The following is a 20914-nucleotide window of genomic DNA, read 5'->3' on the forward strand; positions in this document are numbered from 1 at the left end:
ACAAAATGCCCGCTGACCGCGTTTGATTCGCACGCTCGTCAGACGCTTTGTCGCATACGGAAATTTAATCCGCGGCCCGGCTGGCCGGACCACAAAGTCCCCCTAAATGTTGGCCGCGCTTCGCTGGAACCGGCAAGCGGCAGGAGAACCACATGACACCGCAAGAACGCCAACTCATCGACGACCTGTTCGACCGGCTTGCCAAGCTGGAGGCCGCGCCGCGTGATCCGGAGGCTGCCGCCGCCATTTCTCGCGGGCTGCAGCAGGCCCCCAACGCCGTCTATGCGCTGGTGCAGACGGTGCTGGTGCAGGACGAGGCCCTGAAGCGCGCCAATGCCCGGATCGAGGAGCTGCAGCACGCGCAAAGCGCGCCGCCGGCGCAATCCGGCAGCTTCCTGGATTCGATGCGTGACAGCATCTTCGGCTCGTCGGGCAGCCGCGGCTCCGTCCCGAACGTGCCGCCGCCGTCGTCGAGCCGGCCGGTCTGGAACAGCGGCCAAGCGATGCCCGGCGGCTATCAGGGCCAGCCCGGCTACCCGCCACAACCCGGCCCCTATGACCAAGGTGGCTTCGGCCAGCCGCGCGGCGGCGTGTTCGGCGGCGGAGGCGGCTCGTTCCTAGGGACCGCGGCGGCCGCAGCGGCCGGCATGGTCGGCGGCTCGCTGCTGCTCGGCGGCATTCGCTCGATGATGGGCGGCGGCTCGCATCAGGCGTTCGGCGACACCACGATCATCGAGGAGCGCGGCGGTGGCGGCAGCCCCTGGGGCGGCAGCGATCAGTCGAGCGGCTCGCTGGCGCAGGATGCAGGTCTCAACGACATCGGCCGCTCCGGCGATGGCGGCAGCCGCGCCGGCCTGTTCGACCAGGCGAACTACGACGACAACAACGGCAACGACAGCGATCCGACGGACTTCGATGTCGATGACAGCTTCGGCAATGATGATGACGGCGGCAGCGACTACGCCTGATCGCCAATTGCGATGACACAGCCAGGAACGACGAAGGCCGCCCGGAAGGGCGGCCTTTTGCATGACGCATGACGCGGAACCAACGCTACATCACGATGACCCGGGCGCCGACATTCACCCGGCCATAGAGGTCGATGACGTCCTCGTTGCGCATCCGGATGCAGCCCGAGGACACGTTGGTCCCGATCGTCCAGGGCTCGTTCGAGCCGTGGATGCGATAGAGCGACGAGCCCAGATACATCGCGCGGGCGCCGAGCGGGTTCTGCGGCCCGCCCTCCATGTGCCGCGGCAGATCGGGCCGGCGCGCCAGCATCTCCGGCGGCGGCGTCCAGTCCGGCCATTCGCGCTTGGCGGAGATGGTCTTCACGCCCGACCAGGTGAAGCCCGGACGGCCGACGCCGATGCCATAGCGCAGCGCCGTGCCCTGCCCCTGCACGAGGTAGAGGAATTTGTTCGGTGTATCGATGACGATCGTGCCCGGCCTTTCTTTGCCGTCATAGTCAACGACCTGTTTCTCGTATTTCGGATCGAGCGGCCGCTGCGTCTGCTCATACGCCTCCTCGTCAGGATATCCCTGTTGGGGCACGACGCCCGGCATCGCCGGCTGCGTCCCATAGGTGGACGGCTGCTGCTGATACATGGGCTGTTGCGGGGGCGGAGCGCCGCGGACGCCTTGGGGATCGCCGAACAGGAATTCGATGAAGCCGCCGCCCATCCGCGAGCGCTCGACATAGGCGGTGCGCACCGGCGCCGTCTGCTGCGGCGGCCCGCTATAGATCACCGTCGGCTGCTGAAATCCCTGGGCCGCAGCCCGATCCACACCGCAATAGAGGACGCATGCGCCGGCCAGCAGCGCTGTAGAGAATGATCTGAACATCGACGTACTCTGTACTGTTTCGTCTGAAGACTGTTCGCCGCGCGCAGGCGGCAACGCCGCCCGCGTATCGTCAATAAAGAGCAAAACCCGATCGCTTTGGTAAACGCAGAGGCCTCCGGGATTCACCATCGCCGCAGCGAAGCGCTGATTTGATAGCTAGCGTTTATTTTGCGTGAAGCGCGGCGGAGCTTGGTTAATCGTTCGTATCAGGCGCACGCAGGCGTTGCGCCGCCGCAGTTCCTGGCGTGAACGCGATGTTAAATAGCCACAGCGTAGAACTGAGCCCAACAAGAGGTCAGGGATACTATCATGGCTGTTCGCAAGCGTTTCCGTATCGAAGAAGCAATCGTCGGCCATATGCCGGAGCCCGACTTCGTGGGTGGCGAGATCGGCCCCAACCACAAGGAAATCATGGACGAGCTCCGCGCCATCCGCGCCCAGATGGCCAATGCGATGCGCAGCGGCGGGAGCAACTCGACGGCCGCGGCCATCGAGGAATCAGCCCAGCGCGAGGTCGCCGAGGCGCGCGCGCTGCTCGAGACCTATCGCGCGCAGATCGAGCAGTGCGAGAAGCTCAAGGTCGAGCTCGACCTGATCCACGACGCCATCAACCGCACCAAGGGCGAGATCGCCACGCTTCATGCCAAGAGCTTCAACGGCGAGGAGATGGCCAAGGTGAATGGCGAGCTTGGCGCCGTCGTCGGCGGCACGGAGCAGGCCACCCAGCAGATCCTCGAAGCGGCCGAGGCGATCGACCAGGCCGCCAGCGCGCTCGGCAAGGTCGACTCCGCCGACCAGCAGAAGATCCTCAGCGAGGACATCCAGGAGCGCGTGGTCTCGATCTTCGAGGCCTGCAACTTCCAGGACCTGACCGGCCAGCGCATCAACAAGGTCATGACCACGATGAAGTTCATCGAGCACCACATCGTGGTGATGATGGACATCTGGGGTGGCGTGGATGCCATCAAGGCGCATGTGCCGCCGATCGTCGACACCCGCGAGGGCGACGCCAGGCTGCTGAACGGCCCGAAGGCCGAAGGCGATGTCGGCCACGCCTCGCAGGACGACATCGACGCGATGTTCAACTGAGCGGCCCTCGCTCCTCAGCCCCAACAAAAACGCCGGCGGAACGCCGGCGTTTTTCGTTTGTCTGGTCTAGTCTGGCCGGGCGAGCGGAGCTCAGGCCCGCGGTCCGCAGCGGACATAGACCATGGTCTGGTAGCGGGTGGCCGCATCCTTGTCGACGAAGCGGGTGATCAGCACCCTGCCGTCGAACGAGACCACCTCGCGGTCCTGCTCGCCGCCGGGAGGACCGGCGGGACCGATGTAATTCTTGCCGCTGGCCGAGCCCTTGAGGCGCAGCTCCTGCGGGGTGGCCTGGTCCGCCAGATGCATGATGACGCCGCCGGAGGTTCCCGCGCCGATCACGTAAGGCTGCTTGCACTGCGCCAGCGCCATCTTCTCGGTGCGCGCCCGGTCGTTGGGATTGTTGTAGGCCGCGAGGCCCCATTTGCCCACGAGGTCCTCCGCGCGGATCGTCGCCGGAACCTCGGGCTCCACAGCCACCTCCGGCGGCGCCGGACTGGAGGGCGACAAATTGAAGCCGCCGCCGCACGCTCCCAGCAGCATTGTGAGCGCTGACGCGATCGCGAGATTGGCAACCGGCCGCGCGCACCGTGAACTCGTCATGGCATCCCCTTAGGAACAAGATCGTGGCTGCCCCGTCCGGCAACCAAGCGCAAAACGCGCATCAGAGCAATGACGTCGGATGACGACGCCGCTCCACTAACATGTCTGGCCCGCGACAACATCCCCCTAACAGCCTGAACAACCGCTTAACCGGTGCCCCTTGCTTGACAGGAACAGCGGCAAGCCATATTCCGGCGATGGCCTTTAGCACTCGGAGGGCTTGATTGCTAAAGCCCCGAGTCTCGTGGCCCCAACTGGGCGCCAAATGTGGCCGGATTCAGAAATCCAGACGATCACCTACCAAAGCACCCGCAAAGGGACCTGTCATGGCTAAATCGAAGTTTCGTCCCCTGCACGACCGCGTCGTGGTTAAGCGCATCGACGCTGAAGAGAAGACCAAGGGCGGCATCATCATCCCCGACTCCGCCAAGGAAAAGCCCTCGCAGGGCGAAGTCGTCGCCGTCGGCCCGGGCGGCCGCGACGAGAGCGGCAAGCTGACCCCGCTCGACGTCAAGGTCGGCGACCGCGTGCTGTTCGGCAAGTGGTCCGGCACCGAGGTCAAGCTGGACGGCGAGGAGCTCCTCATCATGAAGGAGTCCGACATCATGGGCGTCGTCGCCTGATCCGAACCGCCTGATCCGAACAGCTCTGGGCGGCCTCCCGGCCGCCCCGGGCCACCAGCGTTTTTCAACCTCGTTCAGGCGACAGGCCGGCGATCACGCCCCTGGCCGTCGAGGTCCACTCCAGGAGAGATTTCAAATGGCAGCCAAGGACGTCAAATTCTCTGGCGACGCGCGCGACCGCATGCTGCGCGGCGTCGACATTCTCGCCAACGCCGTCAAGGTGACGCTCGGCCCGAAGGGCCGCAACGTGGTCATCGAGAAGAGCTTCGGCGCTCCGCGCATCACCAAGGACGGCGTCACCGTCGCCAAGGAGATCGAGCTCGAGGACAAGTTCGAGAACATGGGCGCGCAGATGCTGCGCGAGGTCGCCTCCAAGACCAACGACCTGGCCGGCGACGGCACCACCACCGCAACCGTGCTCGCCCAGGCCATCGTCCGTGAGGGCGCCAAGGCGGTTGCCGCCGGCATGAACCCGATGGACCTCAAGCGCGGCATCGACACCGCGGTGGCCGCCGTCATCAAGGACATCGAGAAGCGCGCCAAGCCGGTCGCCTCCTCCGCCGAGGTCGCCCAGGTCGGCACCATCTCCGCCAACGGCGACGCCGCGATCGGCAAGATGATCGCCCAGGCGATGCAGAAGGTCGGCAATGAGGGCGTGATCACGGTCGAGGAGAACAAGTCGCTGGAGACCGAGGTCGACATCGTCGAGGGCATGAAGTTCGACCGCGGCTATCTCTCGCCGTACTTCGTCACCAATGCCGAGAAGATGACCGCCGAGCTCGACGACGTCTACGTGCTGCTGCACGAAAAGAAGCTGTCGGGCCTGCAGGCCATGCTGCCGGTGCTCGAAGCCGTCGTGCAGTCGGGCCGTCCGCTGCTGATCATCGCCGAGGACGTCGAGGGCGAGGCGCTGGCCACCCTGGTCGTGAACCGCCTGCGCGGCGGCCTCAAGGTCGCCGCCGTCAAGGCGCCGGGCTTCGGTGACCGCCGCAAGGCCATGCTCGAGGACATCGCGATCCTGACCGGCGGTCAGCTGATCTCGGACGACCTCGGCATGAAGCTCGAGAACGTCACCATCAAGATGCTCGGCCGCGCCAAGAAGGTCGTGATCGACAAGGAGAACACCACGATCGTCAACGGCGCCGGCAAGAAGGCCGACATCGAGGCGCGCGTCGGCCAGATCAAGGCGCAGATCGAGGAGACCACCTCGGACTACGACCGTGAGAAGCTGCAGGAGCGTCTCGCCAAGCTCGCGGGCGGCGTCGCGGTGATCCGCGTCGGCGGCGCGACCGAGGTCGAGGTCAAGGAGAAGAAGGACCGCGTCGAGGACGCCCTCAACGCGACCCGCGCCGCGGTGCAGGAAGGCATCGTCCCCGGCGGCGGCGTGGCGCTGCTGCGCGCCAAGAAGGCGGTCGGCCGCATCACCAACCCGAACTCGGACGTCCAGGCCGGCATCAACATCGTGCTGAAGGCGCTCGAGGCTCCGATGCGCCAGATCGCCGAGAACGCCGGCGTCGAAGGCTCGATCGTGGTCGGGAAGATCCTGGAGGAGAAGTCCGAGACCTTCGGCTTCGACGCCCAGACCGAGGACTATGTCGACATGGTTGCCAAGGGCATCATCGACCCGGCCAAGGTCGTCCGCACCGCGCTGCAGGACGCCTCGTCGGTCGCCGGCCTCCTGGTCACCACCGAGGCCATGGTCGCCGAGCTGCCGAAGGACGCGGCGCCGGCGATGCCGGCCGGCGGCGGCATGGGTGGCATGGGCGGCATGGGCTTCTAAGCCCAACCATCATCACCAAGCCTCCTTCACCAAGACGTCACGAAGGCCGCCTCCGGGCGGCCTTCTTTTTGGCGGAGTGTCCCTGTGGGGGTGCAGTGATGGCCAATTGGCGCTACAGCTAGCCGCCGATTCCGCTCCCACAAGGATTTTCAGATGCGCGCTATTTTGCTTGCGTTGGCCGTGATTGCAGCGGCCGCGCCGGAACTCGGTTGGGCCCAGAGCAAGAGCGGGACCAAGGCCGCTCCCGCCAACGAGACCCGCTATTTCACCTCGATCGATGGCCTGATGGACGGCAATGCCGACGTGATCCTCAAGGAGACGCGCCAGGGCAAGACGGTCACCGCGGCCACCCTCGACGTCTGCTATCCCGTCGCCAAGAATTCGGACCGCAAGGACCGCTTCGTCGTCACCCTCACCGTCAACGGCCAGACCCTGACCGGCGCGACCCAGAGCAACGGCGCCAAGGAGCCGGTGACGGTGAAGCTCACGCGCAAGCCGACCGGCGACAATTTCGAGTTCCGCGGCCAGATCGCGATCGGCAAGACCGTCACCGAGGTCGCCTCGACCGACAACTCGGATGTCAGCGAGAAGGAATTCCAGGAGAGCCAGTCGACCGACGACGGCATCAGCGCGCAGCCGAAGGATTTCACCGACGTTTCGCCCGAGGCGGTCTCCGTTCGCCTCAAGCTCGATGCGGTGCCCGACTTCCTGAAGAGCCTGAAGGGCGAGAATGTCGAGGTCTCTCTCTCCAGCCTGATTGTCGGCTGCGACGCGCTGCGCGCGGGCGAGCAAACCATCAGCATGACCGTGGACCCCGAGCGCGCCGGCGCGCTGATCGCCAAGGCGCGGGCCACCAACGGCGTCGTCACCGCCGGCTGGACAGCCGGCACCGTCGAGATGGACCGCACCATCCGCTTCGCGGCCGCTGACTGGCGCGACGGCGACAAGATCAACCGCGACAAGCTGGCGAACGCGATCTCCGACGTGCTCGCCAAGACCTACAACGCCAAGCCGACCAGCGCGTCCTGGAACCCGGTCACCGGCAAGCTGAAGCTGACCCTGAAGCGGCCGAGCCAGCTGATGCCCTCGCTCGAGCTGACCGATGTCATCGAGGTCACCGGCCTCGTCTCCACGGACAAGCCGGGCGGCGCGGACGCGCTGATGCTGTGGATCAGCAGCCCGACCACGACCACCGTGGACGAGAGCTCATCGGCCAAGCTGATCCTGTCGGACGAATCCTCCGGCGACGAGGAAAGCGACACCCGCGACGACGGCGGCGCCATCGACGAACTGGCCAAGGTCTTCAAGGCCAAGCGCTGGGACGCCGACAACTCGGTCTGGAAGTAAGGCGAGCCCGACGGCAGGCGCCGCGATTTCGGTCGCACCCTCCCCTGGAGGGGGAGGGTCGATCGCACGCGAAGCGGGCGAGCGGGGTGGGGTGAACCGCGGACATCGGTGCGAGTGGAGAGATCACCCCACCCCGGCTCACATTTCGCTTCGCTCAACGTGAGCCGACCCTCCCCCTCCAGGGGAGGGTGACAGCGGGACTGGCCCAAGGCTGCTCAGTCGCACCGAAACTCATCCTTCTCTCTTGGATCGTCGGGAGAAGGGGGGCGGCCGCACTGCGCGACCATCGCTCGATGATAGCACGACAGGCGCCGCGATCTCGGTCTCAACCTCCCCTGGAGGGGAGGGTCGATCGCACGCGAAGCGGGCGAGCGGGGTGGGGTGAACCGCGGACACCGGTGCGAGTGGAAAGATCACCCCACCCCGGCTCACACGCGCTTCGCGCCTATGAGCCGACCCTCCCCCTCCAGGGGAGGGTGGCAGCGGGGCCTCCACTTCGATGATGCGTCACTACGATTAGAAGCGGCGGTCTCTCCTCAATTCGTATTCAGCCGGAAACGCAGCGTCTTCGGGCCGATGAAGGTGATCAAGTCACCCTGGCGCTTCCAGTTGGTCGCCGCGCTGAGCGCCGCGATCAGCTCGTCGTCGGCCTGGGCGCGCGCCGCCGGGCAGTTACGATCCTCGATCTGGCCTGCGATGAACACGATGGTGTTGCCGGCGACCGAGAACTGGCCCTTGCCGCCCTTGCACCAGAGCTCCAGCACGGTCTCGCCGTGGTCGCCGATGTCGAGATCCGGCACCCGCTTCGAGCCTGCTTGCGGCAGCGCATCGAGCGTCATTTCCATGCCGAACGGAAACTCCTCCGCCGCGGCCACCGGCCCGGCTGACATCACCAAGGCCGCGACCATGCCGACAACGGCCCGCTTCACAACTCGCATCTTTCCTCTCGATCGATCATCACGCAAACGAAGCCGCCTTGTAGGCGATCGACTCGATGGCGGCCAGCACGGCTCCCGCACAATTGTGTTCCAAACATAGCAAACCCCGCGCTGCCGGCGCAGCGCGGGGCTCTTGTCACCAGCCGTTTGCGTCGCAATCCCCAGCGCTACTTCAGCACCATCGCGGTGAACGGATAGACATAGGCCTGCAAGGTCACGAACAGGCCGACCAGACAGGCCAGCACGATCGAGTGCAGGAAGACGTAGCGCAGGATCGAGCTCTCGTGGCCGTACCAGTTGGTGGCGGTCGAGGCGACGACGATCGATTGCGCATCGATCATCTTGCCCATCACGCCGCCCGAGGAGTTGGCCGCGCCCATCAGGATCGGCGACAGGCCAAGCTGCTCGGAGGTGATCTTCTGCAGATTGCCGAACAGCACGTTCGAGGCCGTATCCGATCCCGTCAGCGCCACGCCCAGCCAGCCGAGCAAGGTGCCGAAGAACGGATACAGCACGCCGGTCGCGGCGAAGGCGAGACCGAGGGTGGCGTCGACGCCGGACAGCCGCGTCAGCGTGCCAATCGCGAGCATCGCCGAGATCGTGATCAGCGAGATCGCGCACAGCCGGATGGTGCGGCCATATTCGGCGATCAGCTTGCCCGGTCCGACGCCCATCAGGAAGCCGGAGATGATCGCCGCGATCAGCATGCCGGTGCCGGTGAAGGTCAGATAGGTGAACGAGAACACAGCGCCTTCCGGCGTCGGCTTCGCCGCCACCGGCTGAACCTTGTAGATCAGCTTGTCGAGTTCGGGCACCGGATAGTTCCAGGAGAAGATCCCGTTCGCCCAGGCCTTGAATGCCCCGTTGCCCCAGATCAGCATGATGATGCAGACGATAATCCAGGGCAGCATCGCGCCCCACAGCTCGGCTTGCGTCAGCGGCGTGCGGTCGAGCGGCTTGGCCGCCGCCATCGTCGCTGCCGATTCGTCACGGCCGCGCAATGCCGGGGACAGCCACAGCTGCTTCGGCTGCCACACCTTCAGGAACAGGATCAGCGCGCCCATCGAGATCAAGGAGGCGCCGATGTCAACGATCCATGGATTGATGTAGTTCGAGATCAGGAACTGCGGCACGGCGAAGGAGACGGCTGTGACCAGGATCGCCGGCCAGACGTCCTTCATGCCCTTCCAGCCCGCGAACGCCCAGATCACCCAGAACGGCACGATCAGCGAGAACACCGGCAGCTGCCGGCCGACCATCGCACCGAGGATATAGGGGTCGAGACCCGTCACCGAGGCCAAGCCCTGGATCGGCGTGCCCAGCGCGCCATAGGCGACGGGCGCGGTGTTGGCGATCAGCGACAGGCCGGAAGCCGCGAGCGGCGAGAAGCCGAGGCCGATCAGCACGGCGCCGGTGATGGCCACGGGGGTGCCGAAGCCGGACGCGCCTTCAAAGAAGGCGCCGAACGAGAACGCGACCAGCAGCAGTTGCAGCCGGCGGTCTTCCGTGACGCCGCCGATCGCCCGCTTCAACAGCTCGAAGCGCCCGGTCGAGACGGTGACCTGATAGAGGAAGATGACGTTCAGCACGATCCAGCCGATCGGGAAGAAGCCGGTGACGACGCCGAGAAGCGTCGCGCGGATCGACATGTTGGCCGGCATCGTGAAGACGAAGATGGTGATGACGTTGGTCAGGATCACCGCGATGATCGCGGCGATATGCGCCTTCACCTTGCCGCTGGCGATCAGCACCAGCAGCGTCACCACCGGCACGGCGGCAGCGAGCGTCGACAGCGCCGGGCTGCCCAACGGGTCGTAGATTTGATTCCACATGACGACGTCTCCCCCCAATTGTTGTTGTTGGACCCGGTCCGGCGGGGCGGATCAGGTCTGTCCGGTCCGGCGGCCAGACCGGACGGGCCGGCCCGAAAACCAGATCACAAACGCGGCAACGCCCCACTCTGCTCAAATTCTCGCGAAATCTGGCAGCGGCCACCGTGCCTCTTGTATGCAGCATGCTACGGTTTGCCGCATATGACCGACAAGCCGGTGGGCGCCGGCTCCCTTACGACTTTCGTCTAGACAGGCGTCCCAGGGTGCGGAATTCTCGTTCCAGGTCAGCCCATTAAGCCCTTTTTTCAGGAGCAGTCCCTCTGTGAACAATTTGCGCTCGACCCTCGCCATCGTGTGGCGGATCGCCATTCCCTACTTCCGCTCCGAGGACAAGGTCGCCGGCCGCATCCTGCTCGCCGCCGTCATCGCCATCGAGCTCGCGCTGGTCGCGATCAACGTGCTGGTCAATCAGTGGCAGAACCGGTTCTACAACGCGCTGCAGGAGTACAACTGGGACAGCTTCATCCGGGAGATCGGGATCTTCGCCCTGCTCGCGACGACCTTCATCGTGCTCGCGATCTATCAGCTCTACCTCCAACAATGGCTGCAGATCCGCTGGCGGCGGTGGATGACCGAGACCTACCTCCGGCAATGGCTCGACAACGCCAATCACTACCGCATGCAGCTCAAGGGCGACGCGGCCGACAACCCCGACCAGCGCATGTCGGACGACGTGAAGCTGTTCGTCGAGAAGACGCTCTACATCGTGGTCAACCTGCTCAGCTCGGTGGTGACCCTGGCCTCGTTCGTGGTCATCCTCTGGGGCCTCTCGGAGGCGGCGCCGCTCATTTTGTTCGGCACGGAGTACCACATCCCCGGCTATCTGGTCTGGGCGGCCCTGATCTACGCGGTCGCCGGCACGGCGCTGACGCATTGGATCGGATCGCCGCTGATCAACCTGAATTTTGAGCAGCAGCGCTTCGAAGCCGACTTCCGCTTCAATCTGGTTCGTGTTCGCGAAAATTCCGAGCAGATCGCGGTGCTGCGCGGCGAGGCCGCCGAGCATCGCCTGTTGGCGGGCCGGTACGGTCATGTCGTGCAGAACTGGTACAAGATCATGAGCCGGACCAAGCGGCTGACCGCGGTCACGAGCGGCTACTCGCAGGTCGCCACGATCTTTCCCTACGTCATCGTCGCCCCCGCCTTTTTCGCCAAGAAGGTCCAGTTGGGCGGCATGATGCAGACGGCATCGGCCTTTTCGAGCGTGCAGAGCGCGCTGTCCTTTTTCGTGAGCACCTATAGCTATCTGGCCGAGTGGCGCTCGACCGTCGCCCGCCTCGACGGCTTCGAGATGTCGATCGCGAGCGCCGCCAAGCTCGCCGAGGAGCCGCAGACGATCGATGTCGTCGGCCATGCCGGCGACGCGATCGAGCTCGCCCAGCTGCTGCTCAAGCTGCCCAACGGCCTGCCGCTGATCGTGGCCGATGAGTTCAGCATCAAGAGCAGCGAGCGCACCTTGCTCACGGGGCCGTCCGGCGCCGGCAAGTCGACCTTGTTCCGCGCCATTGCCGGCGTCTGGCCGTTCGGCACCGGGGCGATCAGCGTGCCCGGCCATGCCAAGCTGATGATGCTGCCGCAGCGGCCGTACTTCCCGATCGGCACGCTGAAGGCCGCGATCGTGTATCCGGCGGGGACGGACGCGTTCGGCGCCGAGCAGATCAAGGACGTGCTCGTCGCCGTCGGCCTGCCGCAGCTGGCCGACCGGCTGGACGAGGACGGGCACTGGAACCGGATGCTGTCGCTCGGCGAGCAGCAGCGGCTGGGCATCGCCCGCGCGCTGCTGCACAAGCCTCAATTCCTGTTCCTGGACGAGGCCACGGCGTCGCTCGACGAGCCGAGCGAGGCCCGGCTCTACCGCGTCATCGCCGAGCGGCTGCCGCAGACCACCGTCGTCTCGATCGGCCATCGCTCGACCTTGCACGACTTCCATGACCGCAAGGTCGAGCTCGTTCGCGACGGCGACCGGTTCTCGTTGCGGCCGACCGGACAGGCCGCTGATGCCCCGGCGGGCGGAGCGGAGTAGCGGATCCAGGCTTGGCGGCGACTCGGGGATCGCGATCTCCGTCACCCCCTTCCTTGCGGGACGATCGCATATCACCGTCGGAGGTTGGCGCTCGTCCTTCTCCGCGTCGTCATGGCCGGGCTTGTCCCGGCCATCCACGTCGTTCGGCCTGCCGAGAACGACTTGGCTTGCCCCGGACGAGCCGGGGCATGGCGGGGAGGAACGAGAGACCAAAAGCAGAAGGGCGGCAGATTGCTCTGCCGCCCTTGCTGGACGTTCGATCCGCCGTTGGCGATGATTATTACTTCAGGTTGGTCATCGCGGTCAGGTCGAAGGAGAGCTTGGCGATGCCGGTCGCGCCGCACCACTTCGAGCCGGCGCCGCCCGGGTTGATCGGGCTGACGTTGGTCGTTCCGCCGGCCGTGAAGTCGCTGGTGAATGCGTTGCAGCTCGCCTTCGACAGGTTGGTGTCGGAGTAGCGCAGGTCAAGAGTCATGACCTTGTAGGTGAAGCCGACGCCGATGTTCCAGGTGTTGTAGTCGGCGTATTTGATGCCGTTGGCGAAATTGCCGAGCGGGCTGACCACGCCATAGAACGAGTCAGACGTACCCAGCCACTGGCGGCCGAACTCACCCGACACATACATGCCGACGCCGCTGGAGCCGAACGTGGTGCTCGGCGCCGTCCACTTGCCGGTGATCGAGGCATAGTTGCCCCAGGCGCCGGAGTTCAGGAAGCTCGGGGTGTAGAATTCGGTGACGCCGAACGTCCAGTTGTCGTTCACCGTGTAGTTCATCTTGCCGTAGACTTCGAAGAACGACAGGTCCTTCTTGATCACGTTGGCGTTCGCCAGGAAGTTCGTGGCGCACTCGGCGCTGAGCGGACGGCCGGCCGTATCGGTCGCAGCGCCGTAGTAGCAGGTGCCGCCCGGATACAGATAGCCCCACACGCCGATGTCGAAGGCGAAGGCGCCGAAGGTCGGGCGGATACCGCCGTAGATGTCGACCTCGGCCGCGGCGCGGTTCGGGAACGAGATGCTCTCCGCCGACACGCCGACGTAGAACTGCAGGTCCTTGTTGACGTTGAAGCGCGGCTCGAAATAGGCCGTCACCGACGGCTTGTGGTTGGACTGGGTGATGCCGCGGAAGACGTAGTCGCTGACGATGCCGCCACCGAACGCGATATCCCAGGGATCGAACGCCGGAGCCGGAGGAGCCTTCAGAGCCTTCACCGCCATGTCAGCGGCCGAAGCCGAACCCGAGAACATTGCCAGCGCCGTTGCCAACAAGGCCAACTTCTTCATGAGCATTCCCCATCACCCTGATTTTCGAGCATCGACCCCGGACCGGCCCCCCAGGGCACAACACGATCGACTGCGTCATCCGGACGCAATTTGTGACAGGGTGCCGCCGCACGTGAAGCAAAAAAGCGCGGCATCTGCCGCCTTTTTGGGCGTTTTGGCTTTTTCTGCGGCAGGTTGTTAGTGCGTGTTGCAATTGAACAACAAATTAGCGTGTGAAAGAGCCCTCTCCCGTGCACATGAGCGTGCGATCGGCCGCTTTCGGGGGATCTCCCATCGATCAAAATCGCCCGTTATGGGGCACGGATTCGCGCGGCCGTAGATTTTCGGGTGTCGTGCTTCAGAAGCGCGCGCCAAAAAACAACGAGGCCGCAAGCGTCGCCGCTGCGGCCTCGTCGAATCAATCTGGGGTGGAGACGATCGGAGCTGAGCTTTACGAGCCCGCCCCCTCCTCGCTTTCGTGAGCCTCAGGGGCGGCGCTCGGGGTCGCCCAGCTGGTCTCGGCGGCGGTCTCGCTCGCCTCGGGGGTCTCGACCAGCGGGGCCATCTTCGGCGCCCGCTTCTTGGCGGCCTTCTTCTTCGGCGCCGCGGGAGCCTTCGCAGCGGACTTCGCAGCCTTCTTGGCCGGAGCCTTCTTGGCGGCGCCCTTCTTGGCAGCGGCCTTCTTCGCCGGCGCCTTGGCCTTCTTCACCGCCTTCTTGGCGGGGGCCTTCGCAGCCTTCTTGGCAGCTTTGGCGGCCTTCTTCGCGGCTTTCTTGTCCGCCTTCTTGCCGGCCTTCTTGCCGGCCTTCTTGGCAGACTTCTTCGCCGTGCCCTTGGCCGCCTTGGCCTGCGCCATCAGCTTCTTCTCTTTCTTGTCCTTCTTCTTGTCCTTTTTGTCTTTCTTGTCCTTCGCCATCGAAACCTCCTGTAGCCGCCGAGCGATCAGATCATCCGGCGGGACGGGCCGGCAGACCGCACGCGCCCATCTGTCAATTCAGTCCTGGGCGCGGACCGCCCGTCGCCCAGTCGAGAAGCTCAACGGTGTGGACGACGGGGATGCCGGTGCCGCTGGCAATCTGCATCATGCAGCCGATATTGCCTGCCGCGATCACATCCGGCTTGACCGTCGCGATGTTGGCGACCTTGCGATCGCGCAGTCTCATCGCAATGTCAGGCTGGAGAATGTTGTAGGTCCCCGCCGAACCGCAACACAAATGACTCTCCGGTATATCTTTCACCACGAATCCGAAATTGGAAAGCAATTCTTTCGGAATGCTCGTGATTTTCTGCCCATGTTGCAGCGAGCATGCGGAGTGATAGGCGACGGTGATGTCGTGATGCTTCGCCTGAGCGCTCAGCTCGAGCGTGGCGAGATACTCGCTGATGTCCTTCGCCATCGCCGAGACGGCAGCTGCCGGCGCTGCATATTGCGGGTCCTCGCGCAGCATGTGGCCGTAGTCCTTGATGACGGTGCCGCAGCCCGACGTCGTCACCAGGATCGCATCGAGTCCGCCGCGCGCGGCCTCCGCCGTCCACACGCCGACATTCGCCCGCGCCCGCGCCGTGGCGTCGTCGTCCTGACCCATGTGATGGGTGAGCGCACCGCAGCATTGCTCGTCCTTCACCAGCACCACCTCGATGCCGTGCCGCGTCAGCACGTTGATCGCGGCCTGGTTGATTCGCGGCGCCAAGGCTTGCTGCGCGCAGCCCTGCAGCAGCGCGACGCGGCCGCGCCGCTCGCCCTGCGCGGCAAACACGTTGCCCCCCGCGGGTCCCGGCGGCGGCAGCGCCGCAGCGGGCGCGAGATCGAGCATCGCCCTGAGGCGGCGCAGCAGGCTCGGCGCGGGCCCCGTGGTCTGCGACGACGCCGGCAACAGCGCCTTGAAGGGACGGCCGAGCCGCGCCAGGGTCATCGCCCAGCGAAACGCGCGCGGCCGCGGCAGCACGTAGGCCAGCGCGGCCCGGAGCCAGCGGTCGGTCAGCGGCCGCTCATACGTCTCCTCGATCCGCACCCGCGCCTGGTCGACCAGGTGCATGTAGTGCACCCCCGAGGGACAGGTCGTCATGCAGGACAGGCACGACAGGCAGCGATCGATATGCTTGACCACGTCCGAGGTCGGCGCCTGCTCCTTCTCCAGCATCTGCTTGATCAGGTAGATGCGGCCGCGCGGACTGTCGAGCTCGTCGCCGAGCAGCACATAGGTCGGACAGGTCGCGGTGCAGAAGCCGCAGTGCACGCAGGCGCGCAGGATCTTGTCGGCCACCGCGATATCGGGATCGGCGAGCTGCGCCAAAGTGAATTCGGTCTTCATGACGCAACGCTCCGACGCATCCGCCCACGATTGAGAACAGCCTTCGGATCGAAGGACACGCGAACCCGCTCCTCCAGCGCGGCGACGCCGGATGGCTGCGGGGGAAACACATCGACCGCCTGGCGCACCTCGTCGAAGGCGCGCAGCAAGGTGGCATGGCCGCCGGCGGCGCCTGCGAGCTTGCGCACCACGCTCGCCGAGCCGTCGGCCGCCGGCGGCAGCGCCGCCCAGATCAGCCCGCCGCCCCAATCATAGATCACCTCGCCGCCGGTCTGGCGCGCCAAGGCCTGCCCGAGCGCGCCGCCGGAGACCGGCGGGCAGACGATCCGCCACACCGTCCAGGCGCCGAGCTGGCCATGGGCCGCGAACGGCACGACGTCGCGCACCGCGCTCCAGATCGCCGCCGACGCCTCATCCGCAACCACATCGGCAGCGCCGAACGGCGCCAGCAGCTTGGCGAGCGATCCCGCGCGATGCACGGCCGAGGCCGTGATGCCCTCCAGCCTGACCACCGTCACAGCCTCGCGCGGCGAGCCGGCCGCGCTCAAGCCCTCGACATCAGGCCGCAGCGACGACGCCGGCAGATGCGCCGCGCCGGACACGTCGAACGGCGAGCCCAACGCCGCCGTCATCGCCTGGTTGGCCTTGAGATCATCCAGCCCGCGCAGCACCAGCGTGCGCTCGGCCTCCGGCCGCGGCATCACCTTCAAGGTCGCTTCGGTCATGACCGCCAGCGTGCCCCAGGAGCCCGCCAGCAGCTTGCAGAGGTCATAGCCGGTGACGTTCTTCACCACCTTGCCGCCGGTCTTGAAGCTCTCGCCGAAGCCGGAGACGGCATGCGCCCCGAGCAGATGATCCCGCACCCCGCCGGCGCGGACGCGCCGCGACCCCGCCAGCCCCGAAGCGATCATCCCGCCCAGCGTTCCCCGGCCCGTGGTTCCGAGCAGCGGCCCGGTATCCATCGGATCGAACGCGAATTGCTGGCTCTTCGAATCGATCAGCGACAGGAGGTCGCCGAGCGGGGCGCCGGCCTGCGCCGTGATGATCAGCTCGTTCGGCTCATAGGAGACAACCGCGCTCAGCGCCGACAGGTCGAGCACGGCATTGGTCGCCGTCACCTGCCCGATCCCGCGCTTCGAGCCATGCCCGATCACCTCGAGCGGCTGCTCACTGGCGATGGCCGCGCGGACCACCTCCTCCACATCGGCCGCATTGCGTACTTTGAGGGCGTCCACCACTGCTCGCCTTGCTTGTTGATGATGAAGGCAGCCGCGACGCGCGGCCACCGGCGTTGGACTCGTTCTAGAGCATGATGGCTGAAAAGGGCAGCCCGGGGTGACGAAAAGATCGTGCGGGGACAAGGGGATGGGAGGGAACGACCGACGCGTCGAGCGGAACGTTCGAGCTTTGGGCCGCAGACTCACCAGCAGCGCTGCCGAGGCGACACGGGCCGTTACCCCACGTGCAGTGCGCTCCCTCTCCCCGTCCTTCACGGGGAGAGGGTTGGGGTGAGGGGCAGCCACACGGGTGGTGCACTTGTAGTTCGTAGGGCGGGTTAGCGAAGCGTAACCCGCCGCCCTTTCGAGCCACTCGGCGGATTACGCCTTCGGCTAATCCGCCCTACGCGCTATAAATCCGCGCGGCGCAAACGCTGGTTCAACCGACGATATCCACAGTCAACCCAGAGTTTAAGTAGAAAATGTTCTGTGATTGTTCTACAATCGAGAACATGAAAAAACTCACGCCCAGCCAAGTCATAGGAGAGATCGGTGAGGCGGCGGCGCGGCTGCAGTTTTTAAATATCGGCTTTCAGTTCGACTGTCGTTCGCGCCTGGAAGCGGGCATCGACGGCATCGCCGAGGTTATGGACCGAGGAAAGCCGCTAGCGCGAATGATCGCGGTCCAAGTGAAGGCGACTGCGACAGGCAAATACACCTCCGAAAACGACGAAGGCTTTACGTATCTTCTTCGTGGCGAAGATCTCGAATATTGGAGAGGCACGAACCTGCCTCTTATCATCGTCCTATACCGTCAGTCCGACGAGACGTTCTTCTGGCAAGAGATCAAGGTTGGCGTTGGTCTGGAAGAGCGGCGTTTGAGCTTCAATAAACAGCGAGACGCTCTGACAAAAGACTCAGTCGACCGCCTAGCATCGCTGACAGTGCCCAAGGCAGGTTTCGGATACTACGTGCCGCCTCTGGGAGGAGGCGAAGACGCACTGGTCAATATCCTGCCGATTAGCTTGCCAGCGGAAGTTTTTGTTGCGACGACGCAGTACACCGGAGGGCGAGCTGCCGCGATTCTTTTAGACCGGGACGAGCCGCCGCGTTTCGATTGGGTGATCAATGCTGGGACCTTTTGGTCGTTTTCTGATCCAAGAAACTCCTGCTGTCGCGCATTAGTTGATCACGATCAGGTTGAGGGTATAGAGACACACTTGCTCGCCTTCCATGAAGATGAGAACGAACGAAATAGATTTTCTCACCTTCTGCGTCAGACGCTCCGCCACCAGACTTACGCTGATCTACGCTGGGACAAAGAGAGGCGACTGCTTTACTTCAAAGCGACTGATCGCAACACTTCGCGTACCTTTTTCTATGAATCCGCAAAGAAGAAGACGGACGCTGATGTTGTCAACGTTGTACGCGCCAAGAATGACGAGACAAGAGTAGATTTTGTTCGCCACCACGCGTTCATTCCTCGATTCGAGCACCTTTACGATCAGTGGTTCCTCATCATAGCCCCAACCTATTTTTTCACGATCGACGGCTTCATTCCACATTCATATCCGCAGGCACTGCTAGCCGGCAAAAAACGGATGGATAAGAGCGCATCGCTGCGCGGGCAAGTCATCATGTGGCATCGCTTTCTGACTCAAGAGGATAGAGCAGAAGGCGGCCTTTTCGCTGCAGTTAGCAACGAGCCTCGACTTCGGTTTGGCGAGCCTCCGAGGGTCAGCCTACCAACCCGTGTACCGGAAGATGTATGGTCTACCTCGAAGAAGGCAGCGCAAGATGACGAAGACGCTCAGACATCAATGAGCTTCAAATGACGCGCTTTGAAACAACGATATTCCCCGAACCCGAGCTAGAATTCGGCGATCAGCATCACCACCCCGATCCGCGCCTGGGTCTTTTGGAGGCAGGTCCGCTACAGTATCCGCTCGGCGAATTAATTAAGATAGCAGTAGTTGGAAGCACGAAAACGATCGAGGATGCTCAAAAGTTTATGGAATCCGCTTCGGCGGGCCTGGCTGGCAAAACGGAGAAGCACCCTAATCTACATCCCGACTTCCCTGGACTAGGGAACAAAAATCCATTCCGGTGCAAGTTAGAAATTGTTCAAACTGTCGCGCTGCCTCAAGCACGCATCGACAAGATTCGAAAAGAGCCGCTGAATGAGAAGGCCGTTGAATTGGCCGTGGACGAAATTGTTGCTCAACTACAGGCGCTGGACGAGAGCAGCACTCGGCCAGATGTTGCTATAATCGCCCTCCCCGTCTCCTTGATCGAGCGCGTCTGGAATGCAAAGGTCGACTCGGGCGGTACGACGGAAAAGGACGACAGCGGGGGCTCGGATGCACCCAATTTCCGCGGAATGCTAAAAGCTAAGGCCATGCGGCTGAGCTTTCCCACTCAAATAGTGTGGGAAGATGTATTCGACGAAAGGGCGCTAATTCCGCGCAAGATAAAAGAAAGCACGGTTCGAAAAATTCAGGACCAGGCAGATCGCACATGGAATCTGCTCACTACGGTTTACTACAAGGGAACCGGTCGCATTCCTTGGCGGCGCCTCCCTAAGGAAGGAGAATTTTCCGCCTGCTATATAGGCATTAGTTTTTATCGTGAGGTTGGGGGACAGCAGCTCTTTACAAGCGCGGCCCAAATGTTCGATGAACGCGGGCGCGGCTTTGTTCTAAAAGGCCGTCGCGCACACACTGAGAGCCGGGGAAGGCACCCCTACATGACGCGCGAAGATGCGCGCCACTTGGTTGATCAAGCACTCGCTGCCTACAAGCAGCATCATATGAATTATCCGGCACGCATCATCGTCCTGAAAACTTCGAAATTTCGCAACGAAGAAGCCGAAGGAATTATAGAGGCGCTCGACGCAGTTGGGGCTGAGCTCCGTGATCTAGTTTGGGTTCAGGAGTCCGTGTCAGTTAAGGTGTTGCGTGACGGCAACTACCCTGTACTGCGTGGTACTTTCGTCGAGCTCGACGGTAAGGGATTGCTCTACACAAACGGCAGCATCCCCTACTATGGCACGTACCCGGGACAATACGACCCGAGGCCACTCCTTATCTGCCCTCATGAACGGAGCGATAGCACCGTCGCGCAACTCGCTGACGAAATTTTCTCTCTGACAAAAATCAACTGGAACTCGACTCAAATCAATCAGAAGCTACCTATCCCTATTAGGGCATCGCGAGCGGTAGGCGAGGTCTTGAAATATGTTACTGACGACTTCGTCGTGTCGGATTACCGGAAGTACATCTAGGAGCACCATCTTGCATTTAATCTTGGTTCACTTCGCGTTTTGCCTTCCCCAAATATCCCACCACCTCGACTTTTGACTCTCGTTCATTTTTTGCTTCCAACTCAACCGCACTTTCTGCAATTCCTGCTCATCCTCGCTGGTCCAAGCAACCCAATCTAGCGCAAGGACATTTTCGCAAAGTAGCTTTAGTTCATTGGGAGTGAGATCACCTTTCAGCCGATTTGCTTTGTGCGAGATGACCCAGACATTACCCTTGACGTAACCAAGGCGCGGATCTTTTCGGTCGAGCGTTGGAGAATTCTCCGTGTGCTGGCCTTTGCCGACAGCTAGCGGAACGCGACGAAGTGGACACTCCTTTGGAATATCGAAATCTAACCTGGTGATATCGAACTTGATCGAGTACTTCTTAGCTCTGTGCCTTGCACCATAGAAAAGACGATCTCTTGCATCCCAGTAGTCGTAGAACCGATCGCTAACCCAAGTATCACAGGCGTCCAACCCCGCTACGTGTTCTTCGACATTCAATCCGCGCTCTCGCCAAGATTTAGCAATTTCATAGTGCAGTTTGTGAAGCGGCTTCCATCCTCGATTCGTCTTGATATAGAACATGGGTCGGCTCCCCTGCGTCCGAGGTAGACTCTATTCCTTTGTACTCTCAAATTCGAGCGCACGCCCGAACCACAAATTTATCTTTCGCTTTTCCG

Annotated in this window: 17 protein-coding genes; 8 read left to right on the forward strand and 9 right to left on the reverse strand. The window is 63.4% G+C overall.

From position 1 onward, the window contains the following. Nucleotides 1-152 precede the first annotated feature (152 nt). Nucleotides 153-968: a DUF2076 domain-containing protein gene (locus ACVILH_RS02340; RefSeq protein ID WP_456711441.1), complete on the forward strand. Its 816-nt coding sequence runs from the start codon at nt 153-155 to the stop codon at nt 966-968. Between the two features lie 85 nt (nt 969-1053). Here the strand turns inward: ACVILH_RS02340 and ACVILH_RS02345 are convergent, their stop codons facing one another. Continuing rightward, nucleotides 1054-1845 (reverse strand): L,D-transpeptidase, encoded by a 792-nt coding sequence (locus ACVILH_RS02345; protein ID WP_456711442.1) that lies wholly within the window; start codon nt 1843-1845, stop codon nt 1054-1056. Between the two features lie 309 nt (nt 1846-2154). Here ACVILH_RS02345 and ACVILH_RS02350 point away from each other — a divergent pair, with 309 nt between their 5' ends. After that, on the forward strand, nt 2155-2934 hold the full coding sequence (locus ACVILH_RS02350) for a protein phosphatase CheZ (protein ID WP_456711443.1): 780 nt from the start codon (nt 2155-2157) through the stop codon (nt 2932-2934). Nucleotides 2935-3024: 90 nt separating this feature from the next. Here the strand turns inward: ACVILH_RS02350 and ACVILH_RS02355 are convergent, their stop codons facing one another. Then, nucleotides 3025-3534, reverse strand: coding sequence for a hypothetical protein (locus ACVILH_RS02355; protein WP_456711444.1), 510 nt, complete (start codon nt 3532-3534; stop codon nt 3025-3027). Between the two features lie 326 nt (nt 3535-3860). Between ACVILH_RS02355 and groES the strand changes: the two genes are divergently transcribed. The 3 genes from groES to ACVILH_RS02370 all read left to right on the forward strand — a co-directional run bounded on the left by groES (nt 3861) and on the right by ACVILH_RS02370 (nt 7284). Then, nucleotides 3861-4157, forward strand: coding sequence for a co-chaperone GroES (gene groES, locus ACVILH_RS02360; protein ID WP_006610368.1), 297 nt, complete (start codon nt 3861-3863; stop codon nt 4155-4157). A 136-nt stretch (nt 4158-4293) separates the two neighbouring features. Further along, the gene (groL, locus tag ACVILH_RS02365) at nt 4294-5937 is read left to right on the forward strand and encodes a chaperonin GroEL (RefSeq protein ID WP_012029656.1); all 1644 of its coding nucleotides are present in this window, start codon (nt 4294-4296) and stop codon (nt 5935-5937) included. 153 nt (nt 5938-6090) lie between these two features. Next, nucleotides 6091-7284, forward strand: a complete 1194-nt coding sequence (locus ACVILH_RS02370) for a hypothetical protein (protein WP_456711445.1) — start codon at nt 6091-6093, stop codon at nt 7282-7284. Between the two features lie 536 nt (nt 7285-7820). Here ACVILH_RS02370 and ACVILH_RS02375 read toward each other — a convergent pair. Both ACVILH_RS02375 and ACVILH_RS02380 read right to left on the reverse strand, forming a co-directional pair. Further along, on the reverse strand, nt 7821-8192 hold the full coding sequence (locus tag ACVILH_RS02375; RefSeq protein ID WP_456716854.1) for an META domain-containing protein: 372 nt from the start codon (nt 8190-8192) through the stop codon (nt 7821-7823). Between the two features lie 197 nt (nt 8193-8389). Next, nucleotides 8390-10054 carry an L-lactate permease gene (locus tag ACVILH_RS02380; RefSeq protein ID WP_456711446.1) on the reverse strand — a complete coding sequence of 555 codons (1665 nt, stop codon included), beginning with the start codon at nt 10052-10054 and terminating at the stop codon, nt 8390-8392. Between the two features lie 322 nt (nt 10055-10376). Between ACVILH_RS02380 and ACVILH_RS02385 the strand changes: the two genes are divergently transcribed. After that, nucleotides 10377-12137: an ABC transporter ATP-binding protein/permease gene (locus ACVILH_RS02385; RefSeq protein ID WP_456711447.1), complete on the forward strand. Its 1761-nt coding sequence runs from the start codon at nt 10377-10379 to the stop codon at nt 12135-12137. Nucleotides 12138-12417: 280 nt separating this feature from the next. On the opposite strand, the gene ACVILH_RS02390 is transcribed toward ACVILH_RS02385, so the two are convergent. The 4 genes from ACVILH_RS02390 to ACVILH_RS02405 form a co-directional block, all read right to left on the reverse strand. Next, nucleotides 12418-13419, reverse strand: a complete 1002-nt coding sequence (locus tag ACVILH_RS02390; RefSeq protein WP_456711448.1) for a TorF family putative porin — start codon at nt 13417-13419, stop codon at nt 12418-12420. A gap of 430 nt (nt 13420-13849) precedes the next feature. Continuing rightward, nucleotides 13850-14314, reverse strand: coding sequence for a hypothetical protein (locus ACVILH_RS02395; RefSeq protein WP_456711449.1), 465 nt, complete (start codon nt 14312-14314; stop codon nt 13850-13852). Between the two features lie 73 nt (nt 14315-14387). Further along, complete coding sequence (gene glcF / locus ACVILH_RS02400) at nt 14388-15710, reverse strand: glycolate oxidase subunit GlcF (protein ID WP_456711450.1); 1323 nt, start codon at nt 15708-15710, stop codon at nt 14388-14390. Then, nucleotides 15707-16945: an FAD-binding protein gene (locus tag ACVILH_RS02405; RefSeq protein WP_456711451.1), complete on the reverse strand. Its 1239-nt coding sequence runs from the start codon at nt 16943-16945 to the stop codon at nt 15707-15709. Before ACVILH_RS02405 ends, glcF begins: the two co-directional genes overlap by 4 nt. Nucleotides 16946-17439: 494 nt before the next feature. Between ACVILH_RS02405 and ACVILH_RS02410 the strand changes: the two genes are divergently transcribed. Beyond that, on the forward strand, nt 17440-18762 hold the full coding sequence (locus tag ACVILH_RS02410; protein WP_456711452.1) for a DUF4365 domain-containing protein: 1323 nt from the start codon (nt 17440-17442) through the stop codon (nt 18760-18762). Continuing rightward, complete coding sequence (locus ACVILH_RS02415; RefSeq protein ID WP_456711453.1) at nt 18759-20210, forward strand: argonaute/piwi family protein; 1452 nt, start codon at nt 18759-18761, stop codon at nt 20208-20210. The genes ACVILH_RS02410 and ACVILH_RS02415 overlap by 4 nt, the downstream gene beginning before the upstream one ends. Before the next feature lie 27 nt (nt 20211-20237). Here ACVILH_RS02415 and ACVILH_RS02420 read toward each other — a convergent pair whose 3' ends face one another. Then, a complete protein-coding gene (locus ACVILH_RS02420; RefSeq protein WP_456711454.1) occupies nt 20238-20819 on the reverse strand; it encodes a hypothetical protein in 582 nt (193 codons plus the stop codon). Nucleotides 20820-20914 lie beyond the last annotated feature (95 nt).

The organism is Bradyrhizobium sp. USDA 4353, assembly GCF_054063215.1.